Raw genomic sequence first — 17,151 nt, 5'->3', positions numbered from 1 at the left:
CTATGAAAGTACTGATCGTAGAAGACGAAAGATCGATGGCCGCCGAAATTGAAGCCTTCCTGACCAAGGCGCAATACAGCTGCGACCTGGCTTTCACGGCCAGGGAAGGACTGGAAAAAATAGAGGACAATGCCTACAACTTCATCCTGCTGGACCTCGGCCTGCCAGACAAAGATGGCCTTATGCTGCTGAAGGAAGCGCGGAAAAGCTGCCCGGATGCGGCTTGTATCATCCTGTCCGCACGCGGGCAACTGGAAGACCGCATCAAAGGGCTGGACCTCGGGGCGGACGACTACCTGCCCAAACCCTTCTCCCTGCTGGAATTGCAGGCAAGGATGCAGGCAGTGTTGCGCCGGAAATTCGGCATGCAGGATGCCACCATCGTCATCGGCGATTTTAAGGTGGACCTGCAAAAAAGGACGGTGAGCTGTAACGACGAAGCCGACATTGCCCTATCCAAAAAAGAATTTGACCTGCTGAGTTACCTGCTCCTGCACAAGAACCGGCCGGTGACGCGCATGCAGCTCAGTGAACACATCTGGGGCGGCTTTGCCGATGATGATTACGATTCCAATTACATTGACGTGCATATAAAAAATATCCGCAAGAAGCTTTCCGCCCGCGCGCCGGTGGACTGGCTTCAAACGGTGCGCAGCGTTGGTTATAAAGTAAAAATCTGACCGTGAAGCTCTTTACCAAACTCACCCTCTTTATCACGCTTTCCAAACTGGCCATCGTAGCGCTGTTCGTATGGCTATTGCCTTTTTTGGTCAACCGCATTGCTTTTCAGTACAACGATTACTACCTGAAAATGCAAAAGAAAAAAGTATTGCAGGTGATTGGCAAAAGCGGCATAGATGCGTATTTACAGGGAGAGCCCAGCTATGGCAGCTATACCATGCTGAAAGAAGAGTATATTTCACTGGAGCCCGCCGGCAAAATTCCCGTGCCGGACACCATTACCACGCAACAGCGTGTAGTCGAGGGCGATACCCTCACCTACCGCGTGCTGAGCTATACATTCCGGGATCATCAGCACAGTTACATGCTGGAAATCGGTAAAACGACGGCCAGCATCGGGCAATATAACCAGCCCTTACAGCGCGTGGCGCTGTATGTGCTCATCGCGCTGATCGTGAGTACGATCGTACTCGATTTTATCTACACCCGGTTGTTGTTACGGCCATTATCCGCCATCATTCACAAACGCTTGCAGCAGGCGAAGTTTCCGTTTAAGGAAATCCCTCCGCCGTTGCAAACTACCACTACGGATTTCCGTTACCTGGACGATGCGCTTACCGCCCTCATGGGCCAGGTAAGGGAAGCGTTTGAGAAGGAACGGGAATTTACCGCCAATGCTTCCCATGAGTTGATGACGCCGATCGGCATCCTGCAACATAAGATGGAAAATCTCCTGATCGAAGAGTTGCCGGAGGCAACGGAAAAAAGGATCATGGATATGATGAAGACCTTGCAGCGCCTCAAAAAGATCGTGCATTCGCTCCTGCTGATTTCCCGGATCGAGAACAACCAGTTTCCCCTTTCGGATAGCTTTGCCGTCAGCGGGCTGGTGACGGAGGTCCGGGAAGAGCTGGAACACCGGTTGGTGGAACAGCAGCTGAGCTTCCGCATGCAGCTGCCGGGTAAGGCGGTCCTCACTTCCCTGAACCATGACCTGATTTTCCAGCTCGTCTATAACCTGCTGAACAATGCCATCCGGTACAACAAACCCGGCGGCGCCATCATCGTCAGCGAAACCAACCTGCCCGGAAAGCCTTACCAGCTGCACATCCGGGACACCGGCATCGGCATCCCGAAGGAGGCGCTGGGCAGCATCTTCCAGCGTTTCAAAAAAGTGGAGAAGAAGGAAAATGAAGGCTACGGGCTGGGCTTATCCATTGCGCATACTATTGCGAAGTACCATGATATTGAGATCAGCGTGGCCTCTACACCGGGCGAGGGCACGGTGTTTACGCTGACTTTCCCCGGGGAAGCTCAGCGCTTGCCGTAATAATTTTTCATCACCTGCCAGGCTTGCTTCCGCTCTCCTTTCTCGCTCAGCAGGCCTTTGCGGTTATAACCTTTTTGGTACACGGGGTGCATGCGGCCGGGGGATTTGTAATCAAACAATATCCAGGGGCATACGCCGGCCAGGTGCGGGATATTTTCAAACATCGCCAACTGCTTCCTGTAAATCTCCGCCTGGTAGGCTTCCGACCAGGAGGCGGCCATATCCTCCGGTTCCTTCCGTTGGCCGTATAAAGCTTCCCCGCCAAATTCAGAGATCATCACGGGTTTATCACCGAAGGCAAGCCGCCATTTTGTATCAGCGGGGTTGCCCTGCCAGGGCACGTACCAGCCGATGTATTCATTCACGCAAATGAGGTCCGCAAAATGATAGAGTGTATCCGTTACCGTTACCACATTGCCGGCGTATTGCTGGGTGTTGGTCACGTGGGTGACCAGGCGGGTGGAATCCAGTGCGCAGCAGGCCGCGGTGAGTTCAATGAGCGCCTTGTTCCTGCCGGGGGTGGAAGGGTATGTTTCGTTGGAGAGGCTCCAAATGACCACGCCACAGCGGTTTTTATCCCGCCGGATCATTTCCTTCAGCATGGTTTCCATCTTCACGGGCACGGCAGCGTCCGAAAAATTAATATGCTGGTAGATGGGCAGTTCGTCCCAAACCAGGAGGCCCATTCTTTCCGCCAGCCTGATGGTTTGTTCATTGTGGGGGTAGTGTGCGAGCCGTACCAGGTTGCAACCCAGGTCCTTTGCTGCGCGGAGCAGCACGCTGTCGTCCGCCGCGGTAGCGGCTCTTGCGCCGGTGTAGGGGTTTTCCTCATGGATGTTCACCCCTTTCAGGAAGATGGGGTGAGTGTTCAGCCATACCTGTCCTGCTTTCGTTTCAATGCAGCGGAAGCCGATGGTATCTGTAACAGCTTCCGCGGAGGTTTCCAGTACCACCTGGTATAACTTAGGGGCGGCCGGGGACCATGGCTGCACCTGCGCCGGAAATTCCATATATGCGTAACCGTTAGCATCCGCAGTTATTTTTTTCCTGATGCGGAGTTCGGGGATGTTAAGGCGCACCTCGCTGCCGGCGGCCTGCGGGCCTTTCAGCTGCACGGTGGCGGCGATGATTTTCAGGCTGCCTTTTTTGAGCTGTACCGTATAGTCGTCCACGTAAGTAGCGGGCGTTTCGATAAGCCAGACGTTGCGGGTGATGCCGCCGAAGTTCAGCCAGTCGAACCCAAAGGAAGGCAGACCACTGAGCTGGCGCTGGTTGTTGGTTTTGACCACCAGGGCGTTCTCCCCGGCCTTTACCTGGCTGGTAATATCAAACTGAAAAGGCGTAAAGCCGCCTTCGTGGCTGCCGAGTTTTACGCCGTTCAGGTACACATCCGCCAGGTAGTTCACCCCTTCGAAATAGAGGAATAATCGTTTATCCGTGGGCGTATGGTTAAACGTTCGTTTGTACCAGACGGTACCTTCAAAATAGGTAAGCTCCGGGAGCTGGGAGTTGAAATCGCCCGGAACGCGTAACATAGGCCCGTTGTCGAAGCCGTATTCAAAAAAATCCGTCTTTTTTTCCGGCTTGCGTTCCTGCCAGACCTTGAGCCACTCCCCCGTGTTGTTAGGATCAATGATTACCTGCCAGGTTCCGTTGAGGGACTGCTTGCTGCGGGCAACGGGGTTGACCATCGCCGTTTGCGCCGCTGCCTGCCCCGTAAGGCGTAGTAGTACAAATAAGATGAAAATGCTCCGTGCTGTCATGCCGTAAAAATAATATTTACGGGCGTTTGCAAGGGGTTAAAATGTTGCGGATCAGGGTACCGGATGTTTCGTTCCTCCGCCGTGGGAACAGAATTCCAGCCGTTGAAGTGAGTGACACAACGATGCCCGATAGTAATCCCAACGCTGGTCACCTCATCCTTTATTATAACCGGGCATCATTGCGATCAGAGGTTATTTTTTACAAATTCCTGCATATAATTTTTGATGAGCTGCCTCACCGCACGGAACTGTTGGCGGACCTCCTCCTCCGAACCGGTGGCTTTGGCCGGGTCCGGGAAGTTTTCATGAAACTGCTGCGCCGTGGAGGGAAACACCGGGCAGCGTTCCTTAGCGTGGTCGCACACGGTGATTACGAAATCGAAAGGGATATGGCTGTACTCCGACAGGTTGTTGGAGGTATGGCCGGAGATGTCGATCCCGTCTTCCGCCATGGTGGCGATGGCCCGTGGATTGACGCCGTGCGTTTCCACGCCGGCGCTGTAAATTTCCGCTTTATCGCCGGCAAAGTGGCGCAGGTAGCCTTCAGCAATTTGACTGCGACAACTATTGCCGGTGCAGAGTACGAGAATTTTTTTCATACAGATTGATTTTGATGGAGGAGCCGGTTAGCAGCAACCCGGCGGGCAGCAGGCGGCGGCGGGCTTTTCCGCATATACGGTGATGCTGTAAATACCGGTATCCTCTGTACGGAAGGCTGCCAGCGCGGTTTCGTCCAGGTAGTTGGCCAGGATATCATCCGGAATGATAATCGGTTTTTCCTTTTGGATGCTGATGTTTTGAAAACCGTTTTGTGCGATCAGGCCCAGGTATTCCTCCCGCTGGATGGCGCCGGATACGCAGCCGGCGTACATTTCAGCGGCTTGTTGCAAGCCAGCCGGCAGCTGGCCGATTAGCACCACGTCGGAAATACTGAAGTGGCCGCCGGGCTTGAGTACGCGGAAGATTTCCTGCATCACGGCGTTTTTGTTTGGCACCAGGTTCAGCACGCAGTTGCTCACTACTACGTCCGCTACGTTGGCGGTAACGGGCATTTTCTCAATATCGCCCTGGCGGAACTCCACGTTGTTGTACTGCAGCTTTTCCGCGTTGGCGCGGGCTTTTTCGATCATGGCCGGGGTGAAGTCAATGCCGATCACCTTACCGGTTTCGCCGGTTTCATGGCGGGCAATAAAGCAGTCGTTCCCCGCGCCGGAACCGAGGTCTATCACGGTATCGCCTTTTTTGATTTTCGCAAACTGCGTGGGCAGGCCGCAGCCGAGGGCGAGGTCCGCATCCGGGTTGTAGCCTTCCAGGGCGGAGTAATCGTCGCTCATGATATTGTACACCTCCGTGGAGCAACAGCCGGAACCGCAGCAGGATGCCGCATTGGTGGATTTATCCTGCAGGGCTATTTCGCTGTATTTCTGTCTGACGAGGTCTTTCATTTGTTCGTCCGTAGGCATGGCAGTGGATTTAATGTATTATTGCAATATTACAATGATTGATGATAAAAAATTTAGCAGCAGCTCTTTTTCGGGTCTACTTCCTTGAAGAAGGCCTTAAACACGTCCCGGTACTGCTTCCAGACTTTCGGATTAATGCAGTAGCAAACGCTGGCGCCTTCGATGGAGCCTTGTATGATGCCCGCCGTTTTCAGCTCCTTCAGGTGCTGAGAGGTGGTGGCCTGCGCCAGCCCGAGTTCATCCACGAGGTCGCCACATACGCAGGCGTTCTTCTTCACCAGGTATTGCAGGATGGCGATGCGCGCCGGATGCGCGATAGCCTTGGCCATAGCGGCAATCTCATTCTGCTGTTTTGTAAATAAGTCTGTCTTGGTAGCGCCCATCTTTAATCATTGTATTATTGCAATATTACGATTAATGAATTAAATACACCGAAATTTTTTTGGGGGGAGAGAAAGATTTAAGGCTGCTGCCGGAAAATACTACCGTCCGCACCCTGGCAAATGCGTTTGCCATATGCCAGGGGTCCGGTGTTGCCGGTAAGCGTACGCCCTTCGGTTACCTTAGCGCCGCTTGCCGGCCGCGCACCCTACCGGCAATACGATTTTGAAATCCGGATGCGGCACCTCCAGGAAGTCCGTGCTATACACGGCTTTCAGCATATCCAGTTCCGCCGGCCCCCCACTGCCTGCGGGCACTACCCTCCTGTCCACCATAAAATAGCAATCATCCGCAAACTGGCAGGCCAGCGTGGGGTTATGCATTACGGCAATCACCGTGCGGCCCGCCGCCACAAAGGATTTGAGCTTATGCATTAAAAAGTGTTGGTAGTAGACGTCCAGGTGGTTGGTAGGCTCATCGAGGATAATGATGTCGGGGTCCTGCATGAGATGTGCAGTATAAGGGAGCGGTGTTAAGGCTGGATTATGAGTTTGTGCCGGGATGGTTTATTACTACCAAAGGCATCTTTGAAACCAGCAGCCAGACGAAGGGCAGCAACGCGGCGGGCAAAAACTTCCGCCAGAACATAGGCGTGCTGGCCGGTTTTGAGTACAAGCCGGTTGCCAGCCAAAACATGAAGTTGTTTGGTTATTACTATAACAACCAGGTCAAATACAGGCGCCTGGTAGCGGACGCGAATGAGCAGCAGCGTTCCAGCCTGTTTGCCGTTGGGGTATTGTACCTGGTAAATGCATTCTAAGTTGAAGTTATATGAAAGTGGTACGTTTCGGGGTTTCGATTGAAAAAAATGTCCTGGAGTTATTGGATAATTACATGGCGGATAACCAGTTCCCCAACCGGTCGCAGGCTATCCGCCACCTGATCCGGCGGATGGAGGTGGAAAAGCAGTGGCAGACGGACGAGGTGGTGGGCGGCTCTATCACCCTGCTGTTTGATCATCACAAGCGGGATCTGCTGGACAAGATCACGGACATCCAGCATGATTACCATGAGTTAATCCTTTGCTCCCAGCACATTCACCTGGACCACGACAACTGCATGGAGATCATTGCCGTAAAAGGAAAAGCATCCCTGTTGAAGCAGCTGGCCAACGCTTTGACAGCGGTGAAGGGGATTATACACGGGGAATTATCGATGACGAAGATCAGTTAAGGAACTATTGTTTGGTTAGAAAATGGCAATAAGAGGATGAAGAAGAGAGGGCGCCTGCACGCGAGTGGGGCGCCTTTCTCGTATCTGCCCGGAAGGATTCCGACAGTTGAAGAGTGCCTTTAAATTTGTCCATAATTAAATATTTGAGGAAAAGGATAAATACTAATACTATTTTGTTCTTTAAGGAATATTAAGGTCAACCAACGGCATAGGCGCATTAACAGAGTGCAAGGTTAAAGGCCTAAGCGTCGTTTTAATCCTGTGTCGTTGTTTTACCGATTAGGCTTCAAATAGAAATTCGGGGTAATACCCCATTAGCAAGGCTTTGATTGTAATCGGTAATGGTTGGCTATATTAAAACAAAATGATGGCACAGATTAAGTATTTCATTGGAACAGATATCAGTAAAGACTGGTTAGACATGTGTATTTATGGACCACAAGGTGTTTTGCATAAACAACAAATTAAAAACAAACCCGCCGCTATAAATTCCTGGATACGGCAAACATGCAAGAGCTTCGGTTATACTATAGACAGCAGCTTGTTTGCAATGGAATATACTGGAATCTATAATCATCATTTGTTACATATTCTGGTAGAATTAAGTGCCAAAATCTGGGTTATTCCTGGTGCCCAAATCACAGAAAGCAAAGGACTTGATCGTGGAAAAAGTGATGAGCAAGATGCACAACGGATTGCCATTTATGCATCTAAAAATCTAGAACAGGTAAGGCTCTGGAACCAACCACGAGAGGTGATACTGCAGTTAAGAACCCTATTAATGCTTCGCGATAAATACAAGAGCACCCAGCATCAATATGAAACAACACTGAATGAAAGTAAAACATTTAATACATCGACAACCCATACACTTATTGCCAGTCATTGCAAGGTAGCTATAGAACTCGCTCAGAAAGAAATTATTAAGCTGGAAAAGGAGATGAAGTCCCTTATCTCCAGCGATGAACGATTGGCAGAACTAGACGGATATATCCAAAGTGTAGACCAGGTTGGCTTAATTACTTCGGTTAGTATGATCGTAACAACTAATGAGTTCATAAATATCACGGAGGCTAAAAAATATGCTTGCTACAGTGGTGTAGTTCCATTTATGAACGCTTCAGGAAAACTTAAAAAAAGAGAAAGAATATCCCATAAAGCGAATAAAAACATTAAAAAATTATTTCATCTATTGGCCGTAGGATCAATCCGGTTTAAAGGGGATCTTAAGGATTATTATGATCGGAAAGTGGCAGAGGGAAAGCCTAAAATGAGTGTTCTCAATGCTATCCGAAACAAAATAATCCTCAGAATCTTTGCCTGTGTAAATGCGAGAAAATACTATCAAAAAAACTACCAGTATGATTTGGCAGTGTCATAGAAATCGACGCAACGGCGGCTCAACAGGCATCCTCCCGCCGGGTACCCCACCCTCCCCTCCCCCCGGAAACTGTTAATCCGCCCGGATGATTTAAATTAGCAGCCTATAGCTAGTTAATCCATGAGTAGAAAGGGGCTTTTTCTCGTATTACTGATCATTGGCACTGCGTTTTGGGGGATTTCCTATTCGGTGACGAAATGGGCGATCCACGGACAGTCGACCGCGACGTTCCTGTTCTGGCGGTTCATAGGCGCTACGCTGGTGCTGGCGCTGCTTTTCAGGAGGTATTTTAAAAAAATGGACCGGGCAGCCCTGGCAACGGGCGTTTTCCTGGGCGTGCCGCTGGTAATGGGCACCCTGCTGCTGACCCAGGGCATCCGGCAGACGTCCGCCTCGCAGGCGGCCTTTATTTCCGGGATTTGCGTGGTGCTGGTGCCGCTGTTCAAAATGCTGCTGTACCGCAGCGCTATGCCTTTTAAAGCCTGGTTTTCCGCGCTGCTGGCGCTTGCCGGCCTGTTTGTAATTTGTATTAAAGGCGAGCTTAAATTTTCCGCCGGCGATTTATATACGATTGCCGGGGCGGTGAGCTTTAGTTTATACCTGATTGCGGTGGAGCGCAAATCGGCCGTGGGAGAGATTATACCGACTATTGTGCCCATGTTTGCAACCTGCGCGGTGATCACGGGTGGCCTTGCCTTGTTTGACACTTCTGCCAACTGGCTGCCCGTCAGCACCGGCTTTTGGACGGGCGTGGGCTATTGCGCGCTGTTTTCTACCGCTTATATGTACACGGTGTCCAATATTGCGCAAAAGTATATCAGCGCGGAGAAGGTGGCGATTATTTACCTGCTGGAGCCGGTATTCGGGGCGCTGGCGGCGTATTATATGTTGCAGGAGGAGTTATCGTGGCGGCTGCTGGCAGGCGGCGGGATGATATTTGTGGCGACGGTGATTTCGGAGGTGGAGCTGAAGGGGAAGGGTAAGGAAACGATTCAGCCGGACGCGAAGTCCGGCTGCCATCTAACTTAATTGGTCTTTGCTTATGAGAAAATCTTTCTTTCCTGTTATTGTTTCTTCTCCGGCAACGCCACAAAGCGGATGCAATTCTCCCCGCTCAAATACTGCCTGGTGGCCTTGCTGATGGAGCTGCCGGTAATTTTGCCCAGCTGCTTTTCCAGGTCAGGCAGCGGTTTCAGCGCTTCTTTCCTTTCCACTTTCGCGGCAATGTACTGTAACCAGAACTCATTGCTTTTTACCTGTAACTCCACCTGCTGGCGTAATCCGGCTTTGTATTTCTGTAGTTCATCGGCGGTGGCGCCCTCTTTCCGGAGGTGCTCAATATCCTGCTGCACCAGTCCTACCAGGTGTTCCACATGTTCCGGCGCGCAACCGAAGGAGATGTTGATGGAGAAACGCTGATCCGGTTCCCTGCTCATGGACGCCTGTACGGACGGCGTGTACACTTCCCCGGCAGTTTCGCGAAGGCTGGTCAGCAGCCGGTATTGAAGGATTTCCGCCAGGGCTTGCAGCTGCATGCTCTCGTCCTCGCTGTATTTGCAGTCGCCATGATAAACCAGCAACACGGTGGCTTTGTTATCCTGCCCTTTTTCCACTGTTTTAACCAGCTTGCCTTTTGGCACGGAGGAGTGTAGAATCACCGGCTGTTCGTGCCGGTTCAGCGCCGGCAGCGCGCCCAGGTAAGTGGCCAGCAGCGGCGCAATGCTATCCGGCTGGAAGTTGCCGACGAATACGAAGTTGGCATCGGCCGCATCGGCAAAGCGGTCCTTATAAATTTCGTAAGCTTTTTCCAGGCTCACGCTATCCAGCCGCTCCTGCGTGACGGGGCTCAAACGATAATGATAGTTACTCAGCACATTGCTGACGGTATCGCTGAATACATTGCCCGGGTTATCGTACTTATTGCGGATTTGCTCGCGGGACCTGGCCACGGCGTTATCGAACAACACCGTATCCTTACGCGGCGCGGTGTAACGCAGGTAAATCAGCTGCAGGGCGGTTTCCAGGTCGTCCGTAGTGCAGGCGCCGCTGATGCCCTGACTACGGCCACCAATATACGCTCCCACGGAGGCGGACTTCCCGTTCAGCATGCGGGAGAGCTGCATGGGCGAGAAGTTCGCCAGGCCGCTGCCGGCAATAATGCCGATGGTATTGGAAGCGGTGGGATAATCCGCATCGCTGTATTTGTTGATACCGCCCGGCGCAAAGGAAGTAAACTGTATCTGGTCATTTTTATAGCTGGTAGGTTTGAGCCATACCTTCACGCCATTGCTCAGGGTGAGCTGTTCCACGCCTACGGCAGGGATTTTTTTGCGGGAGATGATCTTGCCGCCGGCGGGAATTTTCGGCAGCAGCGCTTCATTGGCCGCTACCTCTTTATACTGTTGCAACGATGCGGCGCTGATGGCAGCCAGCCATCCCTGTACGGTAGCGGAATCCGGCAGGTTTGCCTTCTCGCGCTCCGGACCTGCCACGAAAATATCGCGGTTATTGGCTGCAATGTATTGGTTGGCTACCGCTTGTATATCGGCCAGGCTGATGGCCGGCATTACTTTCTTCACGAAATCATATTCCCATGCAAACCCCGGCGTGGCGGCGCCCTGGAGGAAGTGCTGCTGGTACTCCGCCACGTAGCTGCCGGAAGCAGTTTTGCTTACTTCCCGGCTGGCCTTATCCAGGTTGGCCAGGTAGGCGGTTTTTACCCGGTCCAGCTCCGCCTGGGTAAAGCCATACCGCTTCACCTGTTCGATTTGCGACCAGGCCACGTCAAAAGCTTCCTTGAGCTTGCCCGGCTTGGCGGTAACGGAAAAGCCGAACTGCTCCAGTCCGCCGGTCAGGTTGCCGATACCGGCTTTCACCCCGAGGAAGGGCGGGTTCGGCTGTTGACTCAGCTCGCTCAGGCGGTAAGCCAGCAGCTGGTTAAAGAGCCCCCGTTTCATGGCGTTGAGGTAATCCGCCGTGGTCTTCAATTCCGTGCCGGGGTGTTTGATGATGATCTCGAGTTCCGTTGTTGTTATCTCCGGGTCCGTGAGGGACAGCCATTGATTTTTCCCCGTCAGCCGGATAGTGTAATCAGGCCTTGGGCGGGCGTTCGCGGGATTTTTCAGGCTGGCAAACTGTTGCTTTACCTGTTGCTCCACCTGGTCGGGATTGATATCCCCCACTATGATCAGGGCCTGCAGATCGGGCCTGTACCAGTCGTGGTAAAAACGGCGTATAGCCGTTACCGGGAATGTTTTCAAAATGGAGTCAATACCGATGGGCGAGCGGTAGGCGTACCTGGAATTATTCAGGATCACCGGCGTCGTCTTTTCCTGCAGCCTGGCGCCCACGCCTTCGCGCAGCCGCTTTTCTTCCAGGATCACGCCGCGTTCCTTGTTGATATCATCCGTTTCGAGCAAAGCGCCCTGCGCCCAGTCGCGCATGATTTCAATGCCTTTGGTCACCAGCGCGGGGTTGTTGGTTGGGATGGGCAGCTGGTACACGGTTTCGTCGTACGACGTATAGGCGTTCAGGTCAGCCCCGAATCGCACCCCTACTTTCTGCAGGTAGTCGATCAGTTCATTCTTGGGGAAATGCGTGGTGCCGTTGAAGTTCATATGTTCCATGAAGTGCGCCAGCCCTTGCTGGTCGTCATCTTCAAGGATGGAGCCTACCTTGTTGACCAGGTAGAACAGGGCCCGCTGCTGGGGCTCCGTATTCCTCCGGATGTAGTAGGTAAAGCCATTGGGCAGCTGTCCGGTTCTGACGGCGGTATCAAACGGGATCAGCTCCTGCTGCTGTGCGGTGGCAGTCTGCAGCGAGGCGGACAATAATATCAGCGCGGCGGCTGCCTTATAACGATGATGCATATACGTTTTTGAAATTGTTGTAACAATGAGTGCAAACACAACGTGGAATTTTAAAAGCTATAAGAGTTGCAGGATGCCTTCATTTTCAATGATGATCATGCCCTGCCGGTCAGTAGTGATGCCGGTTTCCAGCTTATAGGTGTAGTGCGGCACATGCCCTTTCATCACCGTAGGCAGGTAGCGGAACTGGATCTGCTCCCCTGCTTCCATCAGCGCGTGGCCCACTTCAAAAATGTGGGTGGAGATGATGAAGCAGCATTCGTGATACGCCGTAAAGGCGGACGTTACTGCCAGCGTGGCGTCGTAAGCGTCCTTTACGTTGGTGCCTTTAAACAGTTCATCGAAAATGATGAAGAGGGATTTGCCGGCCGCCACCTCTGCCGCCACGGTTTTCACGCGCAGCACTTCCGCGTAAAAGTGGCTGTAGCCTTTGTTGATATCGTCCGGCACATTCACGGAGGAATAGATGCCGTCCATCACGGAGAAGCGCATATTTTCCGCCGCCACGGGGAACCCCATGTGCGCCAGGTACACCAGGATGCCGGTAGATTTCATGAGGGTGGATTTACCCGCCATGTTGGCCCCGGTGAGGAAAAGGACGTTCCGGGCGCTGCTGAAACGCAGGTCGTTGCCTACGGCGTTGGATAAACCCGGATGCCGGATGCCTTCGGCGGACAGTACGTTGCCACCTTTGGGCAGCGCCGTGGCAAAGGAGAAGCCCCTTTCCCGCGCTACGCCTGCAACGGCGATATAGAGGTCCAGCTCATAAGTGAGGGCCAGCATTTTTTTCAGTTGCTCCCGGAATACGCCGGTCAGCAGGTGGCGTAATTTTGCCAGGGCAGAGAAGGACAAGTTTGCCCCGGATAAGCCCTGCAGCCGGGCATCCTGTACGATGGGCCTTACTACGCCGGCCCACTGTTCCCAGGGGGAATCCCGCTGCCAGCCTTTCTCCTCAATAGCTGCGAGCAGTATTTTGCAGGTCTGCAATACCTTCAGCGTGCTGCTGATCCGTTGTTGCTCCTGTTCAAAAGCTTCATCGCGGAGGATGACGTTGGCCAGCTTCTTCCTGCCCACGCGGAGGAAAGAGAGCAGGCTGCTGCTGTCCGTACCTTCGTCCACATAGGCTTCCATATTATCCAGGGCCTCATCCGCGAAGGGGAATTCCGCCGGGTGGGCCGTGAAATACTGCAGGATAGCGCTGCGCGCGTTGATCTGGCCGGCATCCGTCAAAGGCTGCAGGAACATTGCTTCCAGCAGTTTTTCCGCTCCCCTGGTTTTTACTTTATTAAACAGGCTGAATATCGAATGGGGGTTATACTTTCCCAGCAACGACAAATCTTCCAGTGTTTGTTTATCAGCAATAAAGCGCATGGTATATCCTTTATTGTTTTTTCCTGTTGAGAATATCCAGTATCCCTTCGTTTTGAATGATCAGCATTCCATGACGGTCCGCCGTGATACCGGGAGTGAGCTTGTGCGTATATACGGGCCTGTTACCTTCCATTAACGTTGGCAGATATACGAAATTGATATTGCTGCATTTTTCCTTCAGTACATCGCCGGCTTCGATGATGTGGGTAGACACGACGAACATGCAGTTCTTCCTGCGGGCGATGGCGCTGGTTACCGCTACGGTGGCCTCAAATGCGTCCTTCACGTTGGTGCCCCGGAAGAGTTCATCGAAGATGACGAAGAGGTATTTATCCCGGCTCAGCTCCCGGGCGATTTGCTTGATACGCAATACTTCCGCGTAGAAGTGGCTGGCGCCCATGGTCAGGTTATCCGGCAGGTTGATGGTGGTAAAAATGCCATCCCTGACGGAGAATTCCATTTTAGACGCCGGCACGGGAAATCCCATTTGCCCGAGGAACATCGCTATTCCCAATGCTTTCATGAAAGTGGATTTACCGGCCATGTTGGCGCCGGTGAGGAACACCACGTTGTTTGAAAGCGAGATGCTGATGCTGTTGACCACAGGGCTTTTCAGCGCGGGGTGGTAAAAATCTTCCAGGGTTACCTGCTGCAGTGTTTTATCCAATGCTACCGGGAATGCAAAGTTGTTGGCGACCGCTATTTTCGCGACCGAGAGATATACGTCCGCCAGGTACAGCTGCTGCAACAATTGCTTTATGGCCTCCCGTTGCCGGAAGCGGAGTATTTTATCGTACTCCGCTACCCTGGCAAAAGGTAATTTATGTTTTAAAGATTCCTGCAGCATGAGTTGCAATTCCTCCATTTGCAGGAGGGCATCCGCCATGGTCAGCTCCCTGTTGTGGGGGACTTGCTGTAGCCTTTCCCGGATGGCTGCTGCGAAGGAAACGGTGGTTTGCAGTATCCGGATGAGGCTCTCCACTCCCCTTTCAATGCCTTTGTACGCATTGTCTCCGGCGATGAGCTGGTTCAGCTTCCTGCCCAGGTTATCCTGCTGGTCGTTTAACCGGCTGCGTTCATCCGTGTTATCCAGGTATTGTTCCGCAGCGTCAAACCAGGCAACCTGGTAGGGGAACGGCAGCTCCGTTGCGGCAAAGGCGCGGATAACGCCGCTGCGGGCGTTGATCGCATCCTTGTCGGACAGCGGGTTGCGGAACATTTCTTCCAGCAGCTCCGCTCCTCCCCTGGTATAGGTATTGTTGAAGATGGCGTAGATGCCATCAGCGCCCTGTTTACCAAAGATGTTGAGGTCGGACAGCGTTTGTTTATCGGTCATTAAACTCATACCGTTACAATTTATTTTCTTTTTCTTCTGATGAGTAAAATGGTGCTGCCTATCAGCAGGAGCCCCGGGATCACGTACATGATGCCGGCTTTCACTACTTTCAGGCTGGTTTTGGAGAGGGTGGTTTCGTTATCTGAAGAGCGCGGGCGGCTCACATCCACGGGCACGGTGCCGTAGGACAGCCAGCCGAAGGTACCGGGGATAACGGAGAAGTTGGCGGCGCCGTATCTCCTGATTGGCGGCGTCATACCGCCGTTGCTGATGCAGTCCGCATCGCCCAGCACCATGATGCGCTGTTCCTTATTGCCCACTTTGCGGGTAAGCGCCATGGCGGTTACAAAGGTATCTACCCGTTCGCCGGCAGTGGCGTCAATGGTGGCAGAGTCGTTGACGTAGTCGATGGTCTGCACTTCATTCCAGGTTTGCATGGAATCAACGGTTTGCAGCACGGGCGTGGCTTTGAAGCCTTTATCTTCGGCCATTACGAGCCCTGCGGCTTTCACCATACCTACATACTGGTGGCGCTCCGTCATGTTGGCAAAGGTTTCCTGGAGCTTTTCCGCCTGCGGCGTGGCCACGCACATCACTACGTTGGAAGGCACATCCAGCTTAGGCTGCACCAGCTGGCCCGGTATGGTTTTTACGCCAAACTGAGCGATGAAATCTTCCATGGCTTTGGAACCCGGCTTCAGCGTTACGAAGAGGTTGCCGCCGGCAGCGATGTAAGCGTCGATCTTTCTTTTCACGGTGGAGTCCATGGCTTCTTTCATATCGGCAATCACGATCAGGTCCACGCCCTTGGGGATTTCCTTATCGCCGGAAAGGTCCAGCGTTTCCACGTCGCAGCCCTGGTTGGTGAGCGCGTAACGGAACGTTTTCACGGAGGAGAAGAGGGTGTAATCCCTGATGCGGTCGCCTTCGATGGCTCGCTCTCCCTGCCCACCGAGGAAGCCGATCCTAGGCAGCTTCATCACCATTCGTTTAAACATGGCCGTTACTTCCGCTTCCGTCGGGAATTTGAACATATCGTCATAAATCCTCAGCCAGGCTTTTTGGCCGTTCTCTCTTTCCACCAGGCGTACGAAAGTATTGCCTTCGTCCGTCAGGTCGATCTGTTTTTTGATTTGTGCCGGGGAGAGGAACATATCGAAATCCAGCTCCCGGAGCTCTGCCTCCTTGCGGGCCATTTCTTCCAGGCTCTTGCCTTTGTACACGAAATCGAGCCGTGGGTTATTGCTGGGTTTATCGTAATAGTACACGTATTTCATTTTGGTTTCCGGTTTGAAGCGGATGTACTGCTTCAGCCGTTCCTTATCTTCATTGACCTGGCTGGGGATGCCGTTGTAATATTCGCGGTCCAGCAGGTTCACATAAGTGGTGATGGTAAGGCCGCCGGTGAGCTTGTGCATGATTTCCTGGCTCTTGGGCGTGAGGGTGTTCCTTTTCGTTTCGGAAGCGTCGTAATACGCCATCAGCATAGGCCTGGATGTAGCGTAGCCCAGCATCATGGCAGCAACTACCACGAGGGCGTATTTGCCCCATACCATGGCAAAGCGTTGATGCGTGCGGTTTGCCTGCAGCTTCTGGACGCTGAGCATGAGGAACATGGCCGTTACGATCACAAAGTAGAGTACATCCTCGCTGCAGATGAGGCCCAGGATCATTTCATTACAACGGTTGGAGATGGACAGCCAGTAGGTGATATCCCTAACGAAGCTGATATCCTGCCATACCTGGCTCATATAGCCCAGCGCCGCCAGCAGCACGAGCGTACCAAGCGCGGCTACTACCTGGTAGGAAGTCAGGGACGACATGAATAGGCCGATAGCGGAATACGCGCACATCAGCAGGTAGATGGCCAGCAACCCGGAGAGTACGGATGGCAGGTCAAAATGCTTTACGTAGATCATCCCGATGATGACATACACCAGGAGGATGGCCAGCAGCAACCCGCTGTAGATCATCATGGCCAGGAACTTGCCCCGGATGATTTGCGAGGAGGTAACCGGGGAGGAATACAACAGTTTGATGGAACCACTGCTGAACTCCCGGCTCATGAGCCCCATGGTAAGCAACGGCATATAGAGGTAGAGGTATTTTTGGACGGCGGAGAGGAGCCCCAGCTGGCCGGCAAATAAGTTGGCAGTGATGAAGGAGTTGCCGAAGCCGATGTTCTGCGCATGCAGCACTTCTTTCAGCAGTCCGGCAAACACCATCCCGGTCTGGAATGCAAATACAACGAGGATCATCCAGGCTATGGGCGAATAGAAGAGGGTAAATAATTCAGCCTTGGCGATTTTATAAACACGTCTCATGAAATATCTTTTATCAGGT

Annotated in this window: 15 protein-coding genes; 6 read left to right on the top strand and 9 right to left on the bottom strand. The window is 52.7% G+C overall.

Annotated features, from left to right (window positions below; translation table 11 throughout):
* Window positions 1-2 precede the first annotated feature (2 nt).
* Together BOC67_RS10335 and BOC67_RS10330 are read left to right on the top strand one after the other, a co-directional pair.
* A complete protein-coding gene (locus BOC67_RS10335; RefSeq protein ID WP_291910026.1) occupies window positions 3-680 on the top strand; it encodes a response regulator transcription factor in 678 nt (225 codons plus the stop codon).
* Between the two features lie 2 nt (window positions 681-682).
* On the top strand, window positions 683-2,011 hold the full coding sequence (locus BOC67_RS10330) for a HAMP domain-containing sensor histidine kinase (protein WP_291910024.1): 1,329 nt from the start codon (window positions 683-685) through the stop codon (window positions 2,009-2,011).
* Here BOC67_RS10330 and BOC67_RS10325 read toward each other — a convergent pair.
* The 5 genes from BOC67_RS10325 to BOC67_RS10305 form a co-directional block, all read right to left on the bottom strand.
* Window positions 1,996-3,774, bottom strand: a complete 1,779-nt coding sequence (locus tag BOC67_RS10325) for a glycoside hydrolase family 2 protein (RefSeq protein WP_291910021.1) — start codon at window positions 3,772-3,774, stop codon at window positions 1,996-1,998. The two genes, BOC67_RS10330 and BOC67_RS10325, sit on opposite strands and share 16 nt — an antisense overlap.
* A gap of 185 nt (window positions 3,775-3,959) precedes the next feature.
* On the bottom strand, window positions 3,960-4,373 hold the full coding sequence (locus tag BOC67_RS10320) for an arsenate reductase ArsC (protein WP_291910020.1): 414 nt from the start codon (window positions 4,371-4,373) through the stop codon (window positions 3,960-3,962).
* 27 nt (window positions 4,374-4,400) lie between these two features.
* Window positions 4,401-5,237, bottom strand: coding sequence for an arsenite methyltransferase (locus BOC67_RS10315; protein ID WP_291910019.1), 837 nt, complete (start codon window positions 5,235-5,237; stop codon window positions 4,401-4,403).
* A 53-nt stretch (window positions 5,238-5,290) separates the two neighbouring features.
* Window positions 5,291-5,620 carry a helix-turn-helix transcriptional regulator gene (locus BOC67_RS10310; RefSeq protein ID WP_291910017.1) on the bottom strand — a complete coding sequence of 110 codons (330 nt, stop codon included), beginning with the start codon at window positions 5,618-5,620 and terminating at the stop codon, window positions 5,291-5,293.
* A gap of 180 nt (window positions 5,621-5,800) precedes the next feature.
* The gene (locus BOC67_RS10305; RefSeq protein WP_291910016.1) at window positions 5,801-6,124 is read right to left on the bottom strand and encodes an ABC transporter ATP-binding protein; all 324 of its coding nucleotides are present in this window, start codon (window positions 6,122-6,124) and stop codon (window positions 5,801-5,803) included.
* Between the two features lie 5 nt (window positions 6,125-6,129).
* On the opposite strand from BOC67_RS10305, the gene BOC67_RS10300 reads away from it, so the two are divergent.
* From BOC67_RS10300 to BOC67_RS10285, 4 genes are all read left to right on the top strand, one after another.
* Window positions 6,130-6,438: a hypothetical protein gene (locus BOC67_RS10300; RefSeq protein ID WP_291910015.1), complete on the top strand. Its 309-nt coding sequence runs from the start codon at window positions 6,130-6,132 to the stop codon at window positions 6,436-6,438.
* A gap of 11 nt (window positions 6,439-6,449) precedes the next feature.
* The gene (nikR, locus tag BOC67_RS10295; protein ID WP_291910014.1) at window positions 6,450-6,851 is read left to right on the top strand and encodes a nickel-responsive transcriptional regulator NikR; all 402 of its coding nucleotides are present in this window, start codon (window positions 6,450-6,452) and stop codon (window positions 6,849-6,851) included.
* 364 nt (window positions 6,852-7,215) lie between these two features.
* Window positions 7,216-8,232 (top strand): transposase, encoded by a 1,017-nt coding sequence (locus BOC67_RS10290; protein WP_291910013.1) that lies wholly within the window; start codon window positions 7,216-7,218, stop codon window positions 8,230-8,232.
* A gap of 120 nt (window positions 8,233-8,352) precedes the next feature.
* On the top strand, window positions 8,353-9,261 hold the full coding sequence (locus BOC67_RS10285; RefSeq protein WP_291910011.1) for a DMT family transporter: 909 nt from the start codon (window positions 8,353-8,355) through the stop codon (window positions 9,259-9,261).
* Between the two features lie 35 nt (window positions 9,262-9,296).
* Here BOC67_RS10285 and BOC67_RS10280 read toward each other — a convergent pair whose 3' ends face one another.
* From BOC67_RS10280 to BOC67_RS10265, 4 genes are read right to left on the bottom strand one after another with little or no spacing between them, the layout of a single operon-like run.
* Window positions 9,297-12,101 carry a pitrilysin family protein gene (locus BOC67_RS10280; protein ID WP_291910010.1) on the bottom strand — a complete coding sequence of 935 codons (2,805 nt, stop codon included), beginning with the start codon at window positions 12,099-12,101 and terminating at the stop codon, window positions 9,297-9,299.
* Between the two features lie 57 nt (window positions 12,102-12,158).
* Window positions 12,159-13,472, bottom strand: coding sequence for a DNA mismatch repair protein (locus tag BOC67_RS10275; protein WP_291910008.1), 1,314 nt, complete (start codon window positions 13,470-13,472; stop codon window positions 12,159-12,161).
* Window positions 13,473-13,482: 10 nt separating this feature from the next.
* Window positions 13,483-14,817: a DNA mismatch repair protein gene (locus BOC67_RS10270; protein WP_291910007.1), complete on the bottom strand. Its 1,335-nt coding sequence runs from the start codon at window positions 14,815-14,817 to the stop codon at window positions 13,483-13,485.
* An 11-nt stretch (window positions 14,818-14,828) separates the two neighbouring features.
* Entirely contained in the window at window positions 14,829-17,132 is a 2,304-nt protein-coding gene (locus BOC67_RS10265; RefSeq protein WP_291910006.1) for a Gldg family protein, read from the bottom strand.
* Between the last annotated feature and the right edge of the window lie 19 nt (window positions 17,133-17,151).

Source organism: Chitinophaga sp. CB10 (assembly GCA_001870995.2).
Classification (GTDB): domain Bacteria; phylum Bacteroidota; class Bacteroidia; order Chitinophagales; family Chitinophagaceae; genus Chitinophaga.
This window is presented reverse-complemented; position numbering and strand designations above follow the sequence as displayed.

What these genes read in the sequence shown, in the direction of transcription:
- BOC67_RS10335 (WP_291910026.1), top strand. Translation starts at nt 3, where the DNA reads ATGAAAGTACTGATCGTAGAAGACGAAAGATCGATGGCCGCCGAAATT.
- BOC67_RS10325 (WP_291910021.1), bottom strand. Translation starts at nt 3,774, where the DNA reads ATGACAGCACGGAGCATTTTCATCTTATTTGTACTACTACGCCTTACG.
- BOC67_RS10320 (WP_291910020.1), bottom strand. Translation starts at nt 4,373, where the DNA reads ATGAAAAAAATTCTCGTACTCTGCACCGGCAATAGTTGTCGCAGTCAA.
- BOC67_RS10315 (WP_291910019.1), bottom strand. Translation starts at nt 5,237, where the DNA reads ATGCCTACGGACGAACAAATGAAAGACCTCGTCAGACAGAAATACAGC.
- BOC67_RS10310 (WP_291910017.1), bottom strand. Translation starts at nt 5,620, where the DNA reads ATGGGCGCTACCAAGACAGACTTATTTACAAAACAGCAGAATGAGATT.
- BOC67_RS10305 (WP_291910016.1), bottom strand. Translation starts at nt 6,124, where the DNA reads ATGCAGGACCCCGACATCATTATCCTCGATGAGCCTACCAACCACCTG.
- nikR (WP_291910014.1), top strand. Translation starts at nt 6,450, where the DNA reads ATGAAAGTGGTACGTTTCGGGGTTTCGATTGAAAAAAATGTCCTGGAG.
- BOC67_RS10290 (WP_291910013.1), top strand. Translation starts at nt 7,216, where the DNA reads ATGATGGCACAGATTAAGTATTTCATTGGAACAGATATCAGTAAAGAC.
- BOC67_RS10285 (WP_291910011.1), top strand. Translation starts at nt 8,353, where the DNA reads ATGAGTAGAAAGGGGCTTTTTCTCGTATTACTGATCATTGGCACTGCG.
- BOC67_RS10280 (WP_291910010.1), bottom strand. Translation starts at nt 12,101, where the DNA reads ATGCATCATCGTTATAAGGCAGCCGCCGCGCTGATATTATTGTCCGCC.
- BOC67_RS10275 (WP_291910008.1), bottom strand. Translation starts at nt 13,472, where the DNA reads ATGCGCTTTATTGCTGATAAACAAACACTGGAAGATTTGTCGTTGCTG.
- BOC67_RS10270 (WP_291910007.1), bottom strand. Translation starts at nt 14,817, where the DNA reads ATGAGTTTAATGACCGATAAACAAACGCTGTCCGACCTCAACATCTTT.
- BOC67_RS10265 (WP_291910006.1), bottom strand. Translation starts at nt 17,132, where the DNA reads ATGAGACGTGTTTATAAAATCGCCAAGGCTGAATTATTTACCCTCTTC.